This window comes from Pseudomonas monachiensis (assembly GCF_047345015.1).
Lineage (GTDB): Bacteria > Pseudomonadota > Gammaproteobacteria > Pseudomonadales > Pseudomonadaceae > Aquipseudomonas > Aquipseudomonas monachiensis.
The window spans coordinates 4,747,019-4,763,606 of the sequence record NZ_CP178857.1 but is presented as its reverse complement, the minus strand read 5'-3'; the positions used below and the strand labels follow the sequence as shown (position 1 = coordinate 4,763,606).

Below are 16,588 nucleotides of genomic sequence, written 5' to 3'. Positions count from 1 at the left end.
TCTCGTGTTTCGGTCTATGTCGCCAGATCTCGGTACTGATGGCCACAAAAAAGCCCTGAACACGTTCAGGGCTTTTTGAATTTTCCAATCTGCCGATTCAAATAACAACCGGCAAATCGTGGCTAGTTCCGAAAATCAATCCCAGCTCAAAGCCCCACCAGTCTGATACTCAATAACCCGAGTCTCAAAGAAGTTCTTCTCTTTCTTCAAGTCCATAATCTCGCTCATCCAAGGGAACGGGTTAGTCGTCCCCGGATACTCTTCCTTCAACCCAATCTGCGACAGACGACGGTTAGCGATGAACTTCAGGTAGTCCTCCATCATCGCCGCGTTCATGCCCAGCACGCCGCGAGGCATGGTGTCACGCGCGTATTCGATCTCCAGCTGAGTACCTTGCAGAATCATCTGCGAAGCTTCTTCCTTCATCTCGGCATCCCACAAATGCGGGTTTTCGATTTTGATCTGGTTGATCACGTCGATGCCGAAGTTCAGGTGCATGGATTCGTCGCGCAGGATGTACTGGAACTGCTCGGCGACGCCGGTCATTTTGTTGCGGCGGCCCATGGAGAGGATCTGGGTGAAGCCGCAGTAGAAGAAGATCCCTTCCAGGACGCAGTAGTAGGCGATCAGGTTGCGCAGCAGTTCTTTGTCGGTTTCGACGGTGCCGGTTTCGAACTTCGGATCGGAGATCGAGCGGGTGTATTTCAGGCCCCAGGTGGCTTTTTTCGCGACCGACGGGATCTCGTGGTACATGTTGAAGATTTCGCCTTCATCCATGGCCAGCGATTCGATGCAGTACTGGTAGGCGTGGGTGTGGATCGCCTCTTCGAAGGCCTGGCGCAGGATGTACTGGCGGCATTCCGGGTTGGTGATCAGGCGGTACACGGCCAGGACCAGGTTGTTGGCAACCAGGGAGTCGGCGGTGGAGAAGAAGCCGAGGTTGCGCATCACGATGCGGCGCTCGTCGTCGGTCAGGCCTTCCGGGTCTTTCCAGAGGGCGATGTCGGCGGTCATGTTGACTTCTTGCGGCATCCAGTGGTTTGCGCAGCCGTCCAGGTACTTCTGCCAGGCCCAGTCGTACTTGAAGGGTACGAGTTGGTTGAGGTCGGCGCGGCAGTTGATCATGCGCTTTTCGTCAACGGCGACACGGGCGGAGGCGCCTTCGAGTTCGGCGAGGCCTTCGGCGACGTCGAGGGAGTCCAGGGCGGCTTTGGCGCGGGCAACGGCGGCGGAGTCAGCGGCGGTCACGGCACGGGCTTCCAGGGCGGCGGCACCGCCGGCGCTGTCGAGACGGTCCATGTTGGCTTCGGTGGCGTGGCCAGCGTTGGCGCTCTTGACTGCTACTTCCGTGTCTTCTTTGTCGAATTCGTCCCAGCTCAGCATGACGTGTCGTCTCCTGCGTGAGGGCCAGTGTGCCCGTGTGAAATTGGATGGTCGGTTTTTCACACGGCCTTACTGGCCGCGTTGGATCTAAAGGAATCGTTTTTTGCGGCAGCTAAACGCAGGCATCAAACAGAATTTTGTACGGGGTTCCGAGAGCCACTGATGGGCGCAGCAAGCGTTGATCGCATGTGCGGGGCTTCAGACTGGCTTTTCGTCCCTGTAAGGGAATATTGCAGGCCCGTTTAAGGCCGCATTATAGGGAAGTTTTGCGTGCTGTGGTGCGGCGAAATGGCTCACGGATCGGTCGACGGGGGCCGTTTTTCGGTTGGAGTGAGGGTTTACAGGGCTTTGAAGGGCGTTGGCGGGGGAAGATTTTTTTTCCTGATTTTTTGCCCCGGATTATTTTTGTTCAAGAAATAACCAAAAAAGGCTTTTTTCACTACATCTTGTGTTTCGGTGGGGTTTTCTCAGGTTCCAGACACAACTAAGCCCGACCGAAGTCGGGCTGTGAAGTCACGCTGGCGGATCAGCTCAGGCGAGCGGCACCGACGTGATCAGCGCCATCGGCAGCGAGGCGGGCGGCACCGGTGTGGTCAGCGCCATCGGAAGCCAGTTTGCCTGCACCAACGTGATCGGCACCATCGGCGGCGAGGCGGGCAGCGCCGGTGTGGTCAGAACCGTCGGAAGCGACAGCGGCTTCAGTGGTGTAAGCCGCCGAGCCAGTGCGGTCGTAACCATCGGCGGCGAAGGTGTTGGCAGCCAGTACGGAGAGGGTCAGGGCGAGGATCAGTTGGGTTTTCATGGTCGTTACTCCAGTTTCGCAGGTGTTGTTTGTCTTGGGTTGCATTCGATACTACGCAGAATTTTTCGATTAAAAAGCGCAAAAAAATGCTTAAAAGAATCGATTTAATCGATCATTAAGGTTCGGCGCTTCATCTGCCTGATCGCGGCGGGTGGCTCGAACCTTATTGGGGGGTGAAGCAGGAGGTCAGCCGTTAGAGCAGCCGTTGCCCATGGCGCTGTAACGCAGGATGTGTCGTTGGCCGTGAGAGTCTTCGTATTCCATTTTCATCGGTACAACTTCACACACGTTCGGCGTTTCGCTCATGGAGATCACTTTGGCGATGTCCAGATGGGTGGAGTAGGTGTATTCCTCTATTGCCGGTTGTTGCTGCGCGACATCAGCCGGGACCTCGTTTGCCATGGCGGTTGCGCACAGACTGCTGAGGGCCAGAACTAATAAAGCTTTCATTTCGGATTTACCTTTTGGAGGTCGAAAGGGGGCACGCAATCTTGTTGGGATTGCGCGTGGAGCTTCGGTATCAGGGTTTTGATTAACTGCCTTCGTGGGGGCTGCAACTGGGTTAATCAGGTTGCCTTGTTGGCGTGGCTGATTTTAGGTGTACGCGCCTCGTCCATATAGCCGTGGATTTGATAAACACTTTTGACGTATTTCGTAACAATCCCCGAAAACTGGGTAATTACGCCCTGTGTAGGAGCTGGCGCAGGCTGCGATCTTTTGATCCCGTTTTTTAAGAGCAAGGTCAAAAGATCGCAGCCTGCGGCAGCTCCTACCTCGTTTGGGGGACGACGAAACGTCTGCGGTTTGGCAGGCTGGGGACCTATTTACGACATTTTGTAGGGGCTTGTTACTACCATCGTCGAATGGTTCTATAGCCCCGGCCCGGCTAAAACAGGGTCATACAAAAACAACTATTCCACCGAGGTAAGAAAGATGAGTGCGGCTTCCCTGTATCCCGTTCGTCCCGAGGTTCTGGCTAACACGCTGACCGACGAGGCGACCTACAAGGCCATGTACCAGCAGTCGGTCGTCAACCCGGACGGCTTCTGGCGCGAGCAAGCCAAGCGCCTCGACTGGATCAAGCCTTTCACCACGGTGAAGCAGACTTCCTTCGACGATCACCATGTCGACATCAAATGGTTCGCCGACGGCACCCTGAACGTTTCCTACAACTGCCTCGACCGTCATCTGGCCGAGCGCGGTGATCAGGTCGCGATCATCTGGGAAGGCGATGACCCTGCCGAAAGCCGCAACATCACTTACCGCGAACTGCACGAGCAAGTGTGCAAGTTCGCCAACGCCCTGCGTGGCCAGGACGTACACCGCGGCGACGTGGTGACTATCTATATGCCGATGATCCCCGAAGCCGTGGTCGCCATGCTGGCCTGTACCCGGATCGGCGCGATTCACTCGGTGGTGTTCGGCGGTTTCTCGCCGGAAGCCCTGGCCGGTCGTATCATCGACTGCAAATCCAAAGTGGTGATCACGGCCGACGAAGGCATTCGTGCCGGCAAGAAGATCCCGCTCAAGGCCAACGTCGACGACGCCCTGACCAACCCGGAAACCAGCAGCATCCAGAAAGTCATCGTGTGCAAGCGCACCGGCGGCGACATCAAGTGGAACCAGCATCGCGACATCTGGTTCGAGGACCTGATGAAAGTGGCCGGCACCGTGTGCGCGCCGAAAGAGATGGGCGCCGAAGAAGCGCTGTTCATCCTTTACACCTCGGGTTCCACCGGCAAGCCGAAGGGCGTGCAGCACACCACTGGCGGCTATCTGCTGTACGCAGCCATGACCCACGAGCGCGTGTTCGACTACCGCCCGGGTGAAATCTACTGGTGCACCGCCGACGTCGGCTGGGTCACCGGCCACAGTTACATCGTCTACGGCCCGCTGGCCAACGGCGCGACCACGCTGCTGTTCGAAGGCGTGCCGAACTACCCGGACATCACCCGGGTGGCGAAGATCGTCGACAAGCACAAGGTCAACATCCTCTACACCGCACCGACCGCGATCCGCGCCATGATGGCTTCGGGCACCGCCGCTGTTGAAGGCGCCGATGGCAGCAGCCTGCGCCTGTTGGGTTCGGTGGGCGAGCCGATCAACCCGGAAGCCTGGGACTGGTACTACAAGAATGTCGGCAAGTCCCGTTGCCCGATCGTCGATACCTGGTGGCAGACCGAGACCGGCGGCAACATGATGAGCCCGCTACCGGGGGCGCACGCGCTCAAGCCAGGTTCTGCGGCGCGTCCGTTCTTCGGCGTGGTGCCGGCCCTGGTGGACAACCTGGGCAACATCGTCGAAGGCGAGGCCGAGGGCAACCTGGTGATTCTCGATTCCTGGCCAGGCCAGGCACGTACGCTGTTTGGCGACCATGACCGTTTCGTCGACACTTACTTCAAGACCTTCCGTGGCATGTACTTCACCGGTGACGGTGCGCGTCGTGACGCTGACGGTTACTACTGGATCACCGGTCGCGTGGACGACGTGCTCAACGTATCCGGCCACCGCATGGGCACCGCCGAGATCGAAAGCGCGATGGTCGCTCACCCGAAAGTCGCCGAAGCCGCAGTGGTCGGTGTGCCGCACGACATCAAGGGGCAGGGCATTTATGTTTATGTCACTCTTAAAAACGGTGAAGAGCCGAGCGAGCAGCTGCGCCTGGAACTGAAAAACTGGGTGCGCAAGGAGATCGGTCCGATTGCTTCGCCTGATGTGATCCAGTGGGCGCCGGGGCTGCCGAAGACTCGTTCGGGCAAGATCATGCGCCGGATTCTGCGCAAGATTGCGACGGCTGAGTACGATGGGTTGGGTGATATTTCCACCCTGGCTGATCCGAGTGTGGTGCAGCATTTGATTGATACCCACAAGACGATGAATGTCGCGTAAGCGCGGGTTCTGAGTCACTGAAAGCCCTGTCAGGTGTTGAGCCTGGCGGGGCTTTTGTTTTTGAAGATCAAAAGATCGCAGCCTTCGGCAGCTCCTACAGAGGAACGCGATTCATGTAGGAGCTGCCGAAGGCTGCGATCATTTGATCTTCAACCAATAATTATCGGCTTCCTCTGTGGGCGGTTTCCTACTGTTACCTGCGTTCTTTCAGGTTACTGAATGTGTAACCGCGTCGCGCCAATACGGGGCATTGGGAAACGTCGGTACTCAAATCCGGTCCTTAAATGCCCTTGAAAAAAATAAGCCATTACACTGCGCTTGCCGGATTAGAAGGGTTTGCCAATAATAGGCCCGCAATTTGCAATATAGATCGGTTCAATATCTTTTGCTCTTGCATGATTTTGCAGGGCTGTCAACGTGCTAAAACGGCTTTCTCAGTGCTTCTGTAATTAGTTGTCGCATTGAAGAAATATCGGCCTCGGGCCTGTCGTTAGAATGCCGATCACTCGCTCGTCGTTGCTCGTGTTGAATTTCAACACCCGCTTCCCAGGACGCAGCACTGCTTTCCGGTTCCACTCACTCGCATATTGGGCTGTTGCTCACTCTGCCGTTTTTGCCCTTTACCGATGGAGTCCCAAGATGAAGAAACTCGTGCTGCTTGGCGCCCTGGCACTGTCCGTGCTGTCCTTGCCAACCTTCGCCGATGAAAAACCTCTGAAAATCGGTATCGAGGCGGCTTACCCTCCGTTCGCGTCCAAGGCACCGGACGGCAGCATCGTTGGTTTCGACTACGACATCGGCAACGCGCTGTGTGAAGAAATGAAGGTCAAGTGCGTGTGGGTCGAGCAAGAGTTCGACGGTCTGATCCCTGCGCTCAAGGTGCGCAAGATCGACGCGATCCTGTCGTCCATGTCGATCACTGAAGATCGCAAGAAGTCCGTGGACTTCACCAACAAGTACTACAACACCCCGGCTCGCCTGGTCATGAAAGCCGGCACTCAGGTCAGCGAAGGCCTGACCGAGCTCAAGGGCAAGAACATCGGTGTGCAGCGTGGTTCCATCCACGAGCGTTTCGCCCGCGAAGTCCTGGCCCCGCTGGGTGCCGAGATCAAGCCTTACGGTTCGCAGAACGAGATTTACCTTGACGTGGCCGCCGGCCGCCTCGACGGCACCGTGGCAGACGCTACGCTTCTGGATGACGGTTTCCTGAAAACCGACGCCGGTAAAGGTTTCGCCTTCGTCGGCCCTGCGTTCACCGACGTCAAATACTTCGGCGACGGCGTAGGCATCGCGGTTCGCAAGGGTGACAAGGAAGATCTGGACAAGCTCAACAATGCTATCGCGGCCATCCGTGCGAACGGCAAATACAAGCAAATCCAGGACAAGTACTTCGCCTTCGATATCTACGGCAAGTAACTCGTCCCAGCGACAAGTCCGAAATGGCGCAAGCAACAGGATCTCTGAGGTTTGCGCCATTTTTTCATCCCAACTTTCGAGGACCTGAATCATGTTGAAAGGCTACGGGGCTGTCATCCTCGATGGCGCTTGGCTGACGCTTCAGCTCGCCTTGTCGTCCATGGCCATGGCCATCGTTCTGGGCCTGATCGGCGTGGCACTGCGTCTGTCGCCGGTGCGCTGGCTGGCCTGGCTGGGCGACCTGTATTCCACGGTGATCCGCGGTATTCCCGACCTGGTGCTGATCCTGCTGATTTTCTACGGTGGCCAGGACCTGCTCAACCGCGTCGCACCGCTGCTCGGCTTTGACGAGTACATCGACCTGAACCCGTTGGCGGCCGGTATCGGCACCTTGGGCTTCATCTTCGGTGCGTACCTGTCGGAAACCTTCCGTGGCGCCTTCATGGCGATCCCCAAGGGCCAGGCCGAAGCCGGCATGGCTTACGGCATGAGCAGTTTCCAGGTGTTCTTCCGGGTGTTGGTGCCGCAGATGATTCGTCTGGCGATTCCGGGTTTCACCAACAACTGGCTGGTATTGACCAAGGCTACCGCGCTGATTTCGGTGGTGGGTCTGCAAGACATGATGTTCAAGGCCAAGCAGGCGGCCGATGCCACCCGCGAGCCTTTCACCTTCTTCCTCGCAGTGGCGGCGATGTACCTGGTGATCACCAGTGTGTCGTTGCTGGCATTGCGTCACCTTGAGAAGCGCTACTCGGTAGGCGTAAGGGCGGCTGATCTATGATCTTCGACTACAACGTCATCTGGGAGGCCATGCCGCTGTACCTCGGCGGCCTGGTGACCACCCTCAAACTGCTCGCGCTGTCGCTGTTCTTCGGCTTGCTGTGCGCCTTGCCGCTGGGCCTGATGCGCGTCTCGAAGAACTCGGTCGTCAACATGTCGGCCTGGCTCTACACCTATGTGATCCGTGGCACGCCGATGCTGGTGCAGCTGTTCTTGATCTACTACGGTCTGGCGCAGTTCGAAGCGGTGCGTGAAAGCTTCCTCTGGCCGTGGCTGTCCAGCGCAACGTTCTGTGCGTGCCTGGCGTTCGCGATCAACACCAGCGCCTACACCGCCGAAATCATCGCCGGCAGCCTGCGTGCCACGCCGAACGGCGAGATCGAAGCGGCCAAGGCCATGGGCATGTCGCGGGTCAAGATGTACAAGCGCATTCTGCTGCCGTCGGCCCTGCGCCGTGCGCTGCCGCAGTACAGCAACGAGGTGATCATGATGCTGCAGACCACCAGTCTGGCGTCCATCGTGACCCTGATCGACATCACCGGTGCCGCGCGCACGGTCAACGCCCAGTTCTACCTGCCGTTCGAGGCGTACATCACGGCCGGCGTGTTCTACCTGTGCCTGACCTTCATCCTGGTGAAGCTGTTCAAGATGGCCGAGCGCCGCTGGCTGGGCTACCTGGCCCCGCGCAAGCACTGAATACCACTGACTGACTGTTTTTGTGAGAACCGACAGCATGTACAAACTTGAAGTCCAAGACCTGCATAAACGCTATGGCAGTCACGAAGTGCTCAAGGGCGTGTCCCTGAAAGCGGCAGCCGGCGATGTAATCAGCATCATCGGTTCCAGTGGCTCCGGCAAAAGTACTTTCCTGCGCTGCATCAACCTGCTGGAGCAGCCGCACGCGGGCAAGATCCTGCTCAACAACGAAGAGCTCAAGCTGGTGGCGAACAAGGACGGCGCGCTGAAGGCTGCCGACCCGAAACAGCTGCAACGCATGCGTTCGCGCCTGTCGATGGTGTTCCAGCATTTCAACCTGTGGTCGCACATGACCGCGCTGGAAAACATCATGGAAGCGCCGGTGCATGTGCTGGGCATGTCCAAGGCCGAGGCCCGCGACAAGGCCGAGCACTACCTGAACAAGGTAGGCGTGGCCCATCGCAAGGATGCTTACCCTGGGCACATGTCCGGCGGCGAGCAGCAGCGCGTGGCCATTGCCCGTGCGTTGGCGATGGAGCCGGAAGTGATGCTGTTCGACGAACCGACTTCCGCCCTCGACCCGGAGCTGGTCGGCGACGTGCTGAAAGTCATGCAGGCCCTGGCCCAGGAAGGCCGGACCATGGTCGTGGTGACCCACGAAATGGGCTTTGCCCGTGAAGTGTCGAACCAGTTGGTGTTCCTGCACAAAGGTGTGGTCGAAGAAAGCGGCAACCCGCGCGAAGTGCTGGTGAACCCGCAATCCGAGCGTTTGCAGCAATTTCTCTCGGGTAGCCTGAAGTAATCAGGGCTGCCGTTGTGCACCTTGTAGGAGCTGCCGAAGGCTGCGATCTTTTGATCTTGATTTTTCGAGTCAAAAGATCGCAGCCTCGTTTCACTCGACAGCTCCTACAGGTTTGATCTCTGCTGGTTTTAAGATTTGCGTTCATTTACGGGCTAGCATTGGCCCATGCCTTCATCACTGTTCTCCGCTTCGGATTGCCCACCATGACTGCCCATCGAATTGGTTTCCTGATTTGGCCCAGCACTAAAGCACTGACGCTTGCGCTGGCTGAGGAGGCCTTGCGTGTTGCCCAGCGTGTGCATCCGGACGTGGTTTACGAGTTGTCGTTCCTGCAGGCCGAACCGCCGGCCGAAAGCGCCTGGCAATTGCCGGGCGAGGCGTGGGCCGGCAAGCTCGAAAACTTCCAGAAACTGTTCCTGCTCGCTGACGAACCACCGACCGCACTGGCGCCGGCGCTCAGCAGTGCGCTCAAGCAACTGGTGCGTTCCGGTTGCGTGATCGGCGGTCTGTCGGCCGGTGTTTACCCGTTGGCACAGCTGGGTTTGCTCGACGGTTATCGCGCGGCGGTGCATTGGCGCTGGCAGGACGATTTCGCCGAGCGCTTTCCGAAGGTCATTGCCACCAGCCACCTGTTCGACTGGGATCGCGATCGCCTGACGGCGTGCGGCGGCATGTCGGTGCTCGACTTGTTGCTGGCGGTGCTGGCCCGCGACCACGGTGCGGAACTGGCCGGGGCGGTGTCCGAGGAACTGGTGGTCGAGCGCATCCGTGAGGGCGGCGAACGCCAGCGTATTCCGTTGCAGAACCGCCTCGGTTCCAGCCATCCGAAGCTCACCCAGGCGGTGTTGCTGATGGAAGCCAACATCGAAGAGCCGCTGACCACCGACGAAATCGCCCAGCACGTGTGCGTGTCCCGTCGGCAACTGGAGCGCATTTTCAAGCAATACCTCAACCGTGTGCCGAGCCAGTACTACCTGGAACTGCGCCTGAACAAGGCCCGGCAGATGTTGATGCAAACCAGCAAGTCGATCATCCAGATCGGCCTGTCCTGTGGCTTCTCCTCGGGGCCGCATTTCTCCAGCGCCTATCGCAATTTCTTCGGTGCCACGCCGCGGGAAGATCGCAACCAGCGGCGCAGCAGCAGCCCGTTCGAGTTGTCATCGGTGCCGCCGGAGCGCGGTTGATCCGCGCCTGATACCGATCAGTCTTCCGGTTCGGACGCCTCGGAAGTCGACATCTCCAATTCTGCCCGATCAATCACTTCCTGAACCCCGAAGTCGACGCTGGTCAACCTGAAGTACTCAAGCAGGATTTGCAGGCTTTCTTCAGAGAGCGGATTACCCCGCAGGCTGATGCTTTCGGCGACCTCCAACGGCATTTCGAGGAGGTCGGCGGGTATCTGGCTGATCGTGTTGCCGCTCAGGTCTACGATTTCCAGGCTCTTGAGTTGCATCAGCCCGGCGGGTAATTCGGGGAGCCCGCAGTTGTCCAGTTGCAGGGTTGCCAGGTCCGTCATCTGGCTGATATCCGGAGCCAGCCCCAGGGGATTGTTTCTCAAATCGATGAATTCCAGGCGGGCCATCTCGGCCAGGTTCAGGACCGACTCCGGGGACAGGGTGATGTTGCAGTCAGGGAGATTGAGCGAGCTCAAATCGCTCATCCGGAAGATCGCCTCCGGGATATTGCCCAGCCTGAAGTCGTTGATAACGAGGGTCTTGAGTTTGGGGAAGCACTCCAGGAACCCCGTGACACCCGAAGTCAGGCCACTCTCGCTCTCCAGGTAGACCAGAGAAACATGGCTGAAATCTGCGCTAAGTGTCGGAAGGTGACCGGTAATCCACGTGTTCAGGCTCAGGTCATAAGTAGTCGCTTGCAGCGAGTCGTTGAGGTTCACTGGATCGGTTTCCCGGCGCCAGCAGCGCAGTACGGACTCTCTGAATGCGTCCCGCGTCGAATGTTCGATCAGCAGTTGCTGGGCAGTGAACGGTTGATTGCTGTGGGGGTGGACGGCTGGAATATTGCCGGTCCAGGCCGACAGGTCGTGTTCAAGGGTGGTGAGTTCGGCTTCCAGGCGGGTCAATGCGATTCGCCCCTCGTCCAGTGTGCCGGGTAGCAGGAACACGAATTTGCTGGCGTCCTCCTGGTCCATCATGGGGTACAGCGCCTGGGTGCGGTCGATATCTGCTTGCTCGGCAAAGATACCGAAGTCCTGATGGGTCTGTTGGAAGTGCTGTTTGAGGCGTTCACGGGTTGCGCTGGAAAACGGATTGTTGGCCAGGTCGAAACCCTCCTGGGTGCGTTGTTGCAGCGTGAACAGTGCGCTGGGCAACTCTTTGATCTGGTTATCATTGAGTAGGGCGGTGCGCAGGCGCGGACGAGTCAGCAAGTTGCGCGGTAGTTCAGTGATGCCCGTCTGCGATAAATCGATGTAGTTCAAGTCCGGCATGCTGCCGAAATCGGGTGTCAGGCCCAAGGGGTTGTTGTACAAGTCCAAAGTGGTCAACTGATGCAGGCCCTCGAGCCCGAGCTGGCTTTCGGGGCTGAGGGTGATCGAGCAATTGCTCAGAATGAGCTCTTCGAGTCGCAGCGATGGAAGGGTGTCTGGCAAGCGGCCAAGGTTGAAGTCTCGCAGTTTCAGGATGCGTAGGCCCGTAAAGCCGCGCAGAAACTCGTGCAGGCCCCGCGTGGCGCTACCACCATCGAGCCTTAGCATTGTGACGCCGCTGAAGTCGGTGTCCAGTGTTGGCAATTGGCCAATGATGGCTTGGGAGAAGTTGAAGTCGACTGTTTCAAGAGTCGTTTCGGGAAGGGTCCATTGCTGGCGCCAACAGTCGGCCAGATCGATAGTGAATTGACGGCGGACCTGCTGTTGCGCAGCGAACTGCCCGGGCGTGATCCTGATTTGCGTGTCTGGAATAAACAGCGGAATTTCATCTCGCCAGGATGAAAGTGCCTCCAGCAGTTGCGTGTGTTGAGTCATGAGTCGACTCAGCTCTGCTCGCGGTCCGCCGGGATGCAGTTGCAAGCGTTCGATGAAGGCGTCGAGTTCTTCGGCGGATAGATGGGGAAACAGTGTCTGTGCCCGACCTTGCAAGGTGGGTATGTTGCGTGGCATTTGACGATACCCGTCACCGCCACCGAGCAAGCGCATCACTTTTGGGTCGTAGGTGGGTTTGAGGTCGGGGTGTTGAATCAGCAGTGCGCGCAATGCATCGCGGCTCAAGGCGTGCTGGCGAATCAGCTGCTTGAGCCGTTCACCTTCACCGATATTCAGATTCAAGGCCGCCCGTTCGCTGTCCGGCATGGCCTGTAGCAGGCAGGTGTAGAGCGAGCCCATGCCGCTGAGTTCTTCGCCGTCATGATCGAAGGGCTGATAGGAACCCTCTTCTCCGAGCACCAGCACTTTACGCAGGGGCGCGTCGATACGGCCAAGGCTGTCGATCAGCGGGCCCTCATGGGCGTACTGGCGGATTTCCAGTCGTAGCTCTGCCGTCCAGCCCGGCAGTTTTTCCAGGGTGTGCAAGGCCAGCCGGTCGGTGTCGAGGTTGTTCTCGGTCGATGGCAGATCAAGCCCCTCGTAGGCGCGTGTCACCCGTACTTGCAATCCGGCCTCCCGGCTCAACTCGACCAGGCGAGGGGCAAGGATTGAGTTTTTCAGCTGCTGCAGTTCCTGATCGCTTGCCGTGTCCACAATCGCTTGTGCAACGCTGCGTGGCAATCCGGGCTCGGCATCCATGACCACTTGTATGGCTGCGCGAGCGCCACGTTCGAGTCTGCGGTAACGTTGATCGAACAGGCTTTGCCGTTTCTGTTCGGCAAGCCGCGCGAGTATCTTGCGCAATCGCTGCACCCGCTTTTCCAGGCCAGGGGAGGGGTGGCCGAATTCTTCGCTCATCAGCGTTCTGGCTTCGCTGTCCGACAGGGTCTGGAGGAAGGTTTTCAGCAGGTCGCCGTCGGTGAGGCGGGTGGTATCGATTTGCACCACGGGTACATCGGGCGCCGGGCTTTGCCAAAGGGTTTGCGCTTTTTTGTCGATCAGTCGCAAGCCTTTGTTTGCCGGCCAGTAACCGTTTTCATTGAGCAGTTCCAGCTGTGTCACCGGATCCGCCTTGAGGAAGTGCTCCGGCTGGTCACTGCCGATCTGATCGATAAAGGTCTGTATGTCCTGATCGATCCCGAAGCGTTTGAGTGTGTCGGCCAATAGCGGCGGTACCCGCCCGGTATTCACGTGCATCTTGCGCAGGACATCTTCGTGGCTGCCGCTGATGCTGAGGATGCGTTCGCGAGTACTGGCCGAAAATCGCTGCATGTCCGGGCCGACACGGTGCAGTACGGTGGCCTGGTCCCAGCTCAACGGCTGGTCGAGTTCGGTTTGCCAGGCACCGGCACCGTTGTGTCGCAGTTTTGGTTTGTAGGCGTCAGGGCGGGAGGGGTGGTCGATGTGGTACCCGCCGGTTAGTGGATCCTTGCTCACGGCGTAGTGCTTGTTTTCCAGGAGTAGCAGGTTTTTGCCCTGATACGGGTGCTGGCCCAGTTCATTCGGTTTTGCATCCTTGGGTAACGCCGAGGGATGTTCATAGCCGGTCAGGTCGGGCTGCCAGTAGCGGGTGTCGCCGTTTGGCCGTTTTACCGTATTGAAGCCGTCGATGAATTCAACGATCTCCCGGGGCAATACCGAACGAAATTCGCCAGCGGCGATCGCCCCTCCTGCGGCAAAGGTCCCCAGTTGCACTGCGGACTCCACCACACCCATCAAGTGCCCGAAGGCCTCGCGACTCCGCTCCTCGGCCCAGTCGACCACGCTTTCGAAGGTTTCGTCGAGCAACTGGTAGGCCATGTAGCCGAGCATCAGTTCGCCGAGAAACGGCACGAATGGCAGTGCCACGAAAGCGGCGATGTTCAGCAGTGCCGAGGCGATCTCCGTGAAGGAATCCCACAGCGCCCAGCGGGCTTTCTGGTCGACCGTTGCAGTGGACACCGCGATCACCCGCGCATCGTTGAGGATTTTGTTGAGCTTGCTCTGGTAGAGGTGAGTCCACAGTTCTGCTGTGACAGGCGTTGCCACGATCTTCAGGTCCGCGCGCGGGTTGGGCTGTTGCCGCCAGGTTGGACGAGGATCGCCTGGCTGGACCGGTTGCCAGGTGATCGGGACAAGCAGTTGGTTCAGCTGTGCGAAAAAGTGACCGCGATCTTCATGGTTAATGAAGCGACTGAAAAGCTGTTGATAGGCGGGGTCGAGCAGGCGTCGGCCCAGTTCCTCGGCGAAGGCCGCAGACGAGGGGTATTCCTTGATCGGCTGTTCGGGGTCGCCCGGTATATAAGCCACCACGCGAACCACTTCCCGGGCGCGCTCCAGGTCCGGGGCAAACAGCAGGATGCCGGTGAGGCTCGCGTTGAGGATCTTCAGGTCATGACAGCGCCATGGCTGCTTGTGCTGCGGCAGGTTGTCGAGCAGGCCGAGAATAAGGCTGTGGGTGTCGCTGCCCAGGTTTTTTTGCATCTGCGCCAGGTGCAATGCAGCGGTGATTGCGGATTTCTGGCTGTCGCGGATTTTCCCTCGCAGCAGCGCCGAGTCCACCGGATTGCCGATACTCAGATTGTCTTCCAGATAGGTTTTATAGCGCTGGCCGATGTCCAGCTCCCGGCACATGGCGGTAAAGACCGTGACAGGCATTTTTTCCAGGATCTGCGGCAAGGTCAGGAATTGCCCGTTGGAGGATGGCGCGGTGATGTACGTCGAGGCGGGTTCGAAGGCATCTGCAAGGGTCTCGGCACTTTCGAAATTGTGCAGTGCGGCATCCAGCAGCGATACCGTCCAGGTGCGCGCAGCGCCTGACTTCAGGCGTAACCACGGCAGGTGATCAGGCAGGTAGAGGCGCAAAAACGTTTCGCGCACATTCAGATCCAGGCCGAAGCGGCGCTTGATTTCGGCCTGGAGCAGCGGCTCGGCGAAATCCGCGGGGTTTTGCAGGTTGGCCAGCGCCTTGTCGACCTGATTCTGGCTGGAGATCTGTCGGGCGATCAGCCTGGGGAGTTTCGTGTGGTGATGTTTCGATGCAGCCTTTAGTCCGGCGGGCAGAGTGGGAGTGATGTTGCGCAGCGCCTCGCGTCTGTGAGGCGCCGCCTGGCGCAGCCAAGGGGGGATCACATTTTGCAGATGCTGGAAATGAGCGTCCGGCCTGAAAGCGTCGCAGGCAATAGTGGCAGTGGATTCGGTAATCATGGGGGCAGTGGCCGTTGGTTTTGAAAGGCCACTAGGAAAACCCGCGAACCTGGACGCTGTGCGGTACATATTTACCGCACTCGGGCCATTGGCAGGCGTTACAGCGCAGCAAGCCTGCCGCAAACGTCCGCCGCCAGTTAAACTGCGCCTTTGCGACCCTATATGTCGCATTGCCGTAAACCCGGGAAAATCCGGGGTTTGCGCTATAAGAAGTTGTCGCTTGGCGGCAAGGCCGGGCTGAAAACTGTCCTTACAATCCTCACCAAGCTCGCCAGTTTCAGGCGAGTGTTTTCTCTTCAGGAGACTCCGATGTCCGTTGAGCACGCTGCGGTACAACGCGCCGATTTCGATCAGGTAATGGTTCCCAACTATGCGCCTGCCGCATTCATTCCTGTGCGTGGCGCCGGTTCCCGCGTTTGGGACCAGTCCGGCCGCGAGCTGATCGACTTTGCCGGCGGGATTGCCGTCAACGTATTGGGTCACGCCCATCCGGCGCTGGTCGGTGCCTTGACCGAGCAGGCGAACAAGCTGTGGCACGTGTCCAACGTGTTCACCAATGAGCCGGCCCTGCGCCTGGCACACAAGCTGGTCGACGCCACCTTTGCCGAGCGCGCTTTCTTCTGCAACTCCGGCGCCGAAGCCAACGAGGCCGCCTTCAAGCTGGCCCGTCGTGTCGCGTTCGACCGTTATGGCAGCGAGAAGTACGAAATCATCGCCGCGCTCAACAGCTTCCACGGCCGTACCTTGTTCACCGTGAACGTCGGTGGCCAGTCGAAGTACTCCGATGGCTTCGGTCCGAAGATCACCGGCATCACCCACGTGCCGTACAACGATCTGGCCGCGTTGAAAGCTGCCGTTTCCGACAAGACCTGCGCCGTGGTCCTGGAGCCTATTCAGGGTGAGGGCGGCGTACTGCCGGCCGAACTGGCCTACCTGCAAGGCGCCCGCGAACTGTGCAACGAGCACAACGCGCTGCTGGTGTTCGACGAAGTGCAAACCGGCATGGGCCGTACCGGCCACCTGTTCGCCTACCAGCATTACGGTGTGATCCCGGACATCCTGACCAGCGCCAAGAGCCTGGGCGGTGGTTTCCCGATCGCCGCCATGCTGACCACCGAAGACCTGGCCAAGCACCTGGTCGTCGGCACCCACGGCACCACTTACGGCGGCAACCCGCTGGCGTGTGCTGTCGCCGAAGCCGTGATCGACGTGATCAACACCCCTGAGGTGCTGGCTGGTGTCAACGCCAAGCATGACAAGTTCAAGGCCCGCCTTGAGCAGATCGGCGAGAAGTACGGCCTGTTCACCCAGGTCCGTGGCCTGGGCCTGTTGATCGGCTGTGTGCTGAGCGATGCCTGGAAAGGCAAGGCCAAGGACATTTTCAACGCCGCTGAGCAAGAAGGCCTGATGATTCTGCAAGCCGGCCCGGACGTGGTGCGTTTCGCCCCGAGCCTGGTGGTGGAAGACGCCGATATCGATGCCGGTCTGGACCGCTTCGAACGTGCCGCGGCAAAACTGACGCAAGCCTGATAGACCCTTCGACGCCTGACCTTTCAGGCGTCGAACCCAATTTTTTATGCCGGCCCCGCTTTTATGT

Annotated in this window: 11 protein-coding genes; 7 read left to right on the top strand and 4 right to left on the bottom strand. The window is 58.8% G+C overall.

Annotation, left to right across the window (positions count from 1 at the left end):
• Window positions 1-135 precede the first annotated feature (135 nt).
• The 3 genes from ACMDB8_RS21280 to ACMDB8_RS21270 form a co-directional block, all read right to left on the bottom strand.
• Entirely contained in the window at window positions 136-1,383 is a 1,248-nt protein-coding gene (locus ACMDB8_RS21280) for a ribonucleotide-diphosphate reductase subunit beta (RefSeq protein WP_160389719.1), read from the bottom strand.
• Window positions 1,384-1,909: 526 nt separating this feature from the next.
• Entirely contained in the window at window positions 1,910-2,185 is a 276-nt protein-coding gene (locus ACMDB8_RS21275) for a hypothetical protein (RefSeq protein WP_150726075.1), read from the bottom strand.
• 186 nt (window positions 2,186-2,371) lie between these two features.
• Window positions 2,372-2,635 (bottom strand): DUF2790 domain-containing protein, encoded by a 264-nt coding sequence (locus ACMDB8_RS21270; protein ID WP_409078349.1) that lies wholly within the window; start codon window positions 2,633-2,635, stop codon window positions 2,372-2,374.
• 483 nt (window positions 2,636-3,118) lie between these two features.
• Here ACMDB8_RS21270 and acs point away from each other — a divergent pair, with 483 nt between their 5' ends.
• The 6 genes from acs to argR all read left to right on the top strand — a co-directional run bounded on the left by acs (window position 3,119) and on the right by argR (window position 9,952).
• Window positions 3,119-5,074: an acetate--CoA ligase gene (gene acs / locus ACMDB8_RS21265; RefSeq protein WP_409078348.1), complete on the top strand. Its 1,956-nt coding sequence runs from the start codon at window positions 3,119-3,121 to the stop codon at window positions 5,072-5,074.
• A gap of 639 nt (window positions 5,075-5,713) precedes the next feature.
• The gene (locus ACMDB8_RS21260; RefSeq protein WP_056724133.1) at window positions 5,714-6,490 is read left to right on the top strand and encodes an ABC transporter substrate-binding protein; all 777 of its coding nucleotides are present in this window, start codon (window positions 5,714-5,716) and stop codon (window positions 6,488-6,490) included.
• 91 nt (window positions 6,491-6,581) lie between these two features.
• The gene (locus ACMDB8_RS21255; RefSeq protein WP_015096506.1) at window positions 6,582-7,271 is read left to right on the top strand and encodes an ABC transporter permease; all 690 of its coding nucleotides are present in this window, start codon (window positions 6,582-6,584) and stop codon (window positions 7,269-7,271) included.
• A complete protein-coding gene (locus ACMDB8_RS21250) occupies window positions 7,268-7,966 on the top strand; it encodes an ABC transporter permease (protein ID WP_056724135.1) in 699 nt (232 codons plus the stop codon). The genes ACMDB8_RS21255 and ACMDB8_RS21250 overlap by 4 nt, the downstream gene beginning before the upstream one ends.
• A 37-nt stretch (window positions 7,967-8,003) precedes the next feature.
• A complete protein-coding gene (locus tag ACMDB8_RS21245) occupies window positions 8,004-8,768 on the top strand; it encodes an ABC transporter ATP-binding protein (RefSeq protein ID WP_056724137.1) in 765 nt (254 codons plus the stop codon).
• A 203-nt stretch (window positions 8,769-8,971) separates the two neighbouring features.
• The gene (gene argR / locus ACMDB8_RS21240; RefSeq protein ID WP_056724139.1) at window positions 8,972-9,952 is read left to right on the top strand and encodes a transcriptional regulator ArgR; all 981 of its coding nucleotides are present in this window, start codon (window positions 8,972-8,974) and stop codon (window positions 9,950-9,952) included.
• A 17-nt stretch (window positions 9,953-9,969) separates the two neighbouring features.
• Here argR and ACMDB8_RS21235 read toward each other — a convergent pair whose 3' ends face one another.
• A complete protein-coding gene (locus ACMDB8_RS21235; RefSeq protein WP_409078347.1) occupies window positions 9,970-14,991 on the bottom strand; it encodes a dermonecrotic toxin domain-containing protein in 5,022 nt (1,673 codons plus the stop codon).
• A gap of 309 nt (window positions 14,992-15,300) precedes the next feature.
• Here ACMDB8_RS21235 and ACMDB8_RS21230 point away from each other — a divergent pair, with 309 nt between their 5' ends.
• Window positions 15,301-16,521: an aspartate aminotransferase family protein gene (locus ACMDB8_RS21230; protein WP_056724143.1), complete on the top strand. Its 1,221-nt coding sequence runs from the start codon at window positions 15,301-15,303 to the stop codon at window positions 16,519-16,521.
• Window positions 16,522-16,588 lie beyond the last annotated feature (67 nt).

What these genes read in the sequence shown, in the direction of transcription:
- ACMDB8_RS21275 (WP_150726075.1), bottom strand. Translation starts at nt 2,185, where the DNA reads ATGAAAACCCAACTGATCCTCGCCCTGACCCTCTCCGTACTGGCTGCC.
- ACMDB8_RS21270 (WP_409078349.1), bottom strand. Translation starts at nt 2,635, where the DNA reads ATGAAAGCTTTATTAGTTCTGGCCCTCAGCAGTCTGTGCGCAACCGCC.
- argR (WP_056724139.1), top strand. Translation starts at nt 8,972, where the DNA reads ATGACTGCCCATCGAATTGGTTTCCTGATTTGGCCCAGCACTAAAGCA.
- ACMDB8_RS21245 (WP_056724137.1), top strand. Translation starts at nt 8,004, where the DNA reads ATGTACAAACTTGAAGTCCAAGACCTGCATAAACGCTATGGCAGTCAC.
- ACMDB8_RS21250 (WP_056724135.1), top strand. Translation starts at nt 7,268, where the DNA reads ATGATCTTCGACTACAACGTCATCTGGGAGGCCATGCCGCTGTACCTC.
- ACMDB8_RS21255 (WP_015096506.1), top strand. Translation starts at nt 6,582, where the DNA reads ATGTTGAAAGGCTACGGGGCTGTCATCCTCGATGGCGCTTGGCTGACG.
- ACMDB8_RS21235 (WP_409078347.1), bottom strand. Translation starts at nt 14,991, where the DNA reads ATGATTACCGAATCCACTGCCACTATTGCCTGCGACGCTTTCAGGCCG.
- ACMDB8_RS21260 (WP_056724133.1), top strand. Translation starts at nt 5,714, where the DNA reads ATGAAGAAACTCGTGCTGCTTGGCGCCCTGGCACTGTCCGTGCTGTCC.
- acs (WP_409078348.1), top strand. Translation starts at nt 3,119, where the DNA reads ATGAGTGCGGCTTCCCTGTATCCCGTTCGTCCCGAGGTTCTGGCTAAC.
- ACMDB8_RS21230 (WP_056724143.1), top strand. Translation starts at nt 15,301, where the DNA reads ATGTCCGTTGAGCACGCTGCGGTACAACGCGCCGATTTCGATCAGGTA.
- ACMDB8_RS21280 (WP_160389719.1), bottom strand. Translation starts at nt 1,383, where the DNA reads ATGCTGAGCTGGGACGAATTCGACAAAGAAGACACGGAAGTAGCAGTC.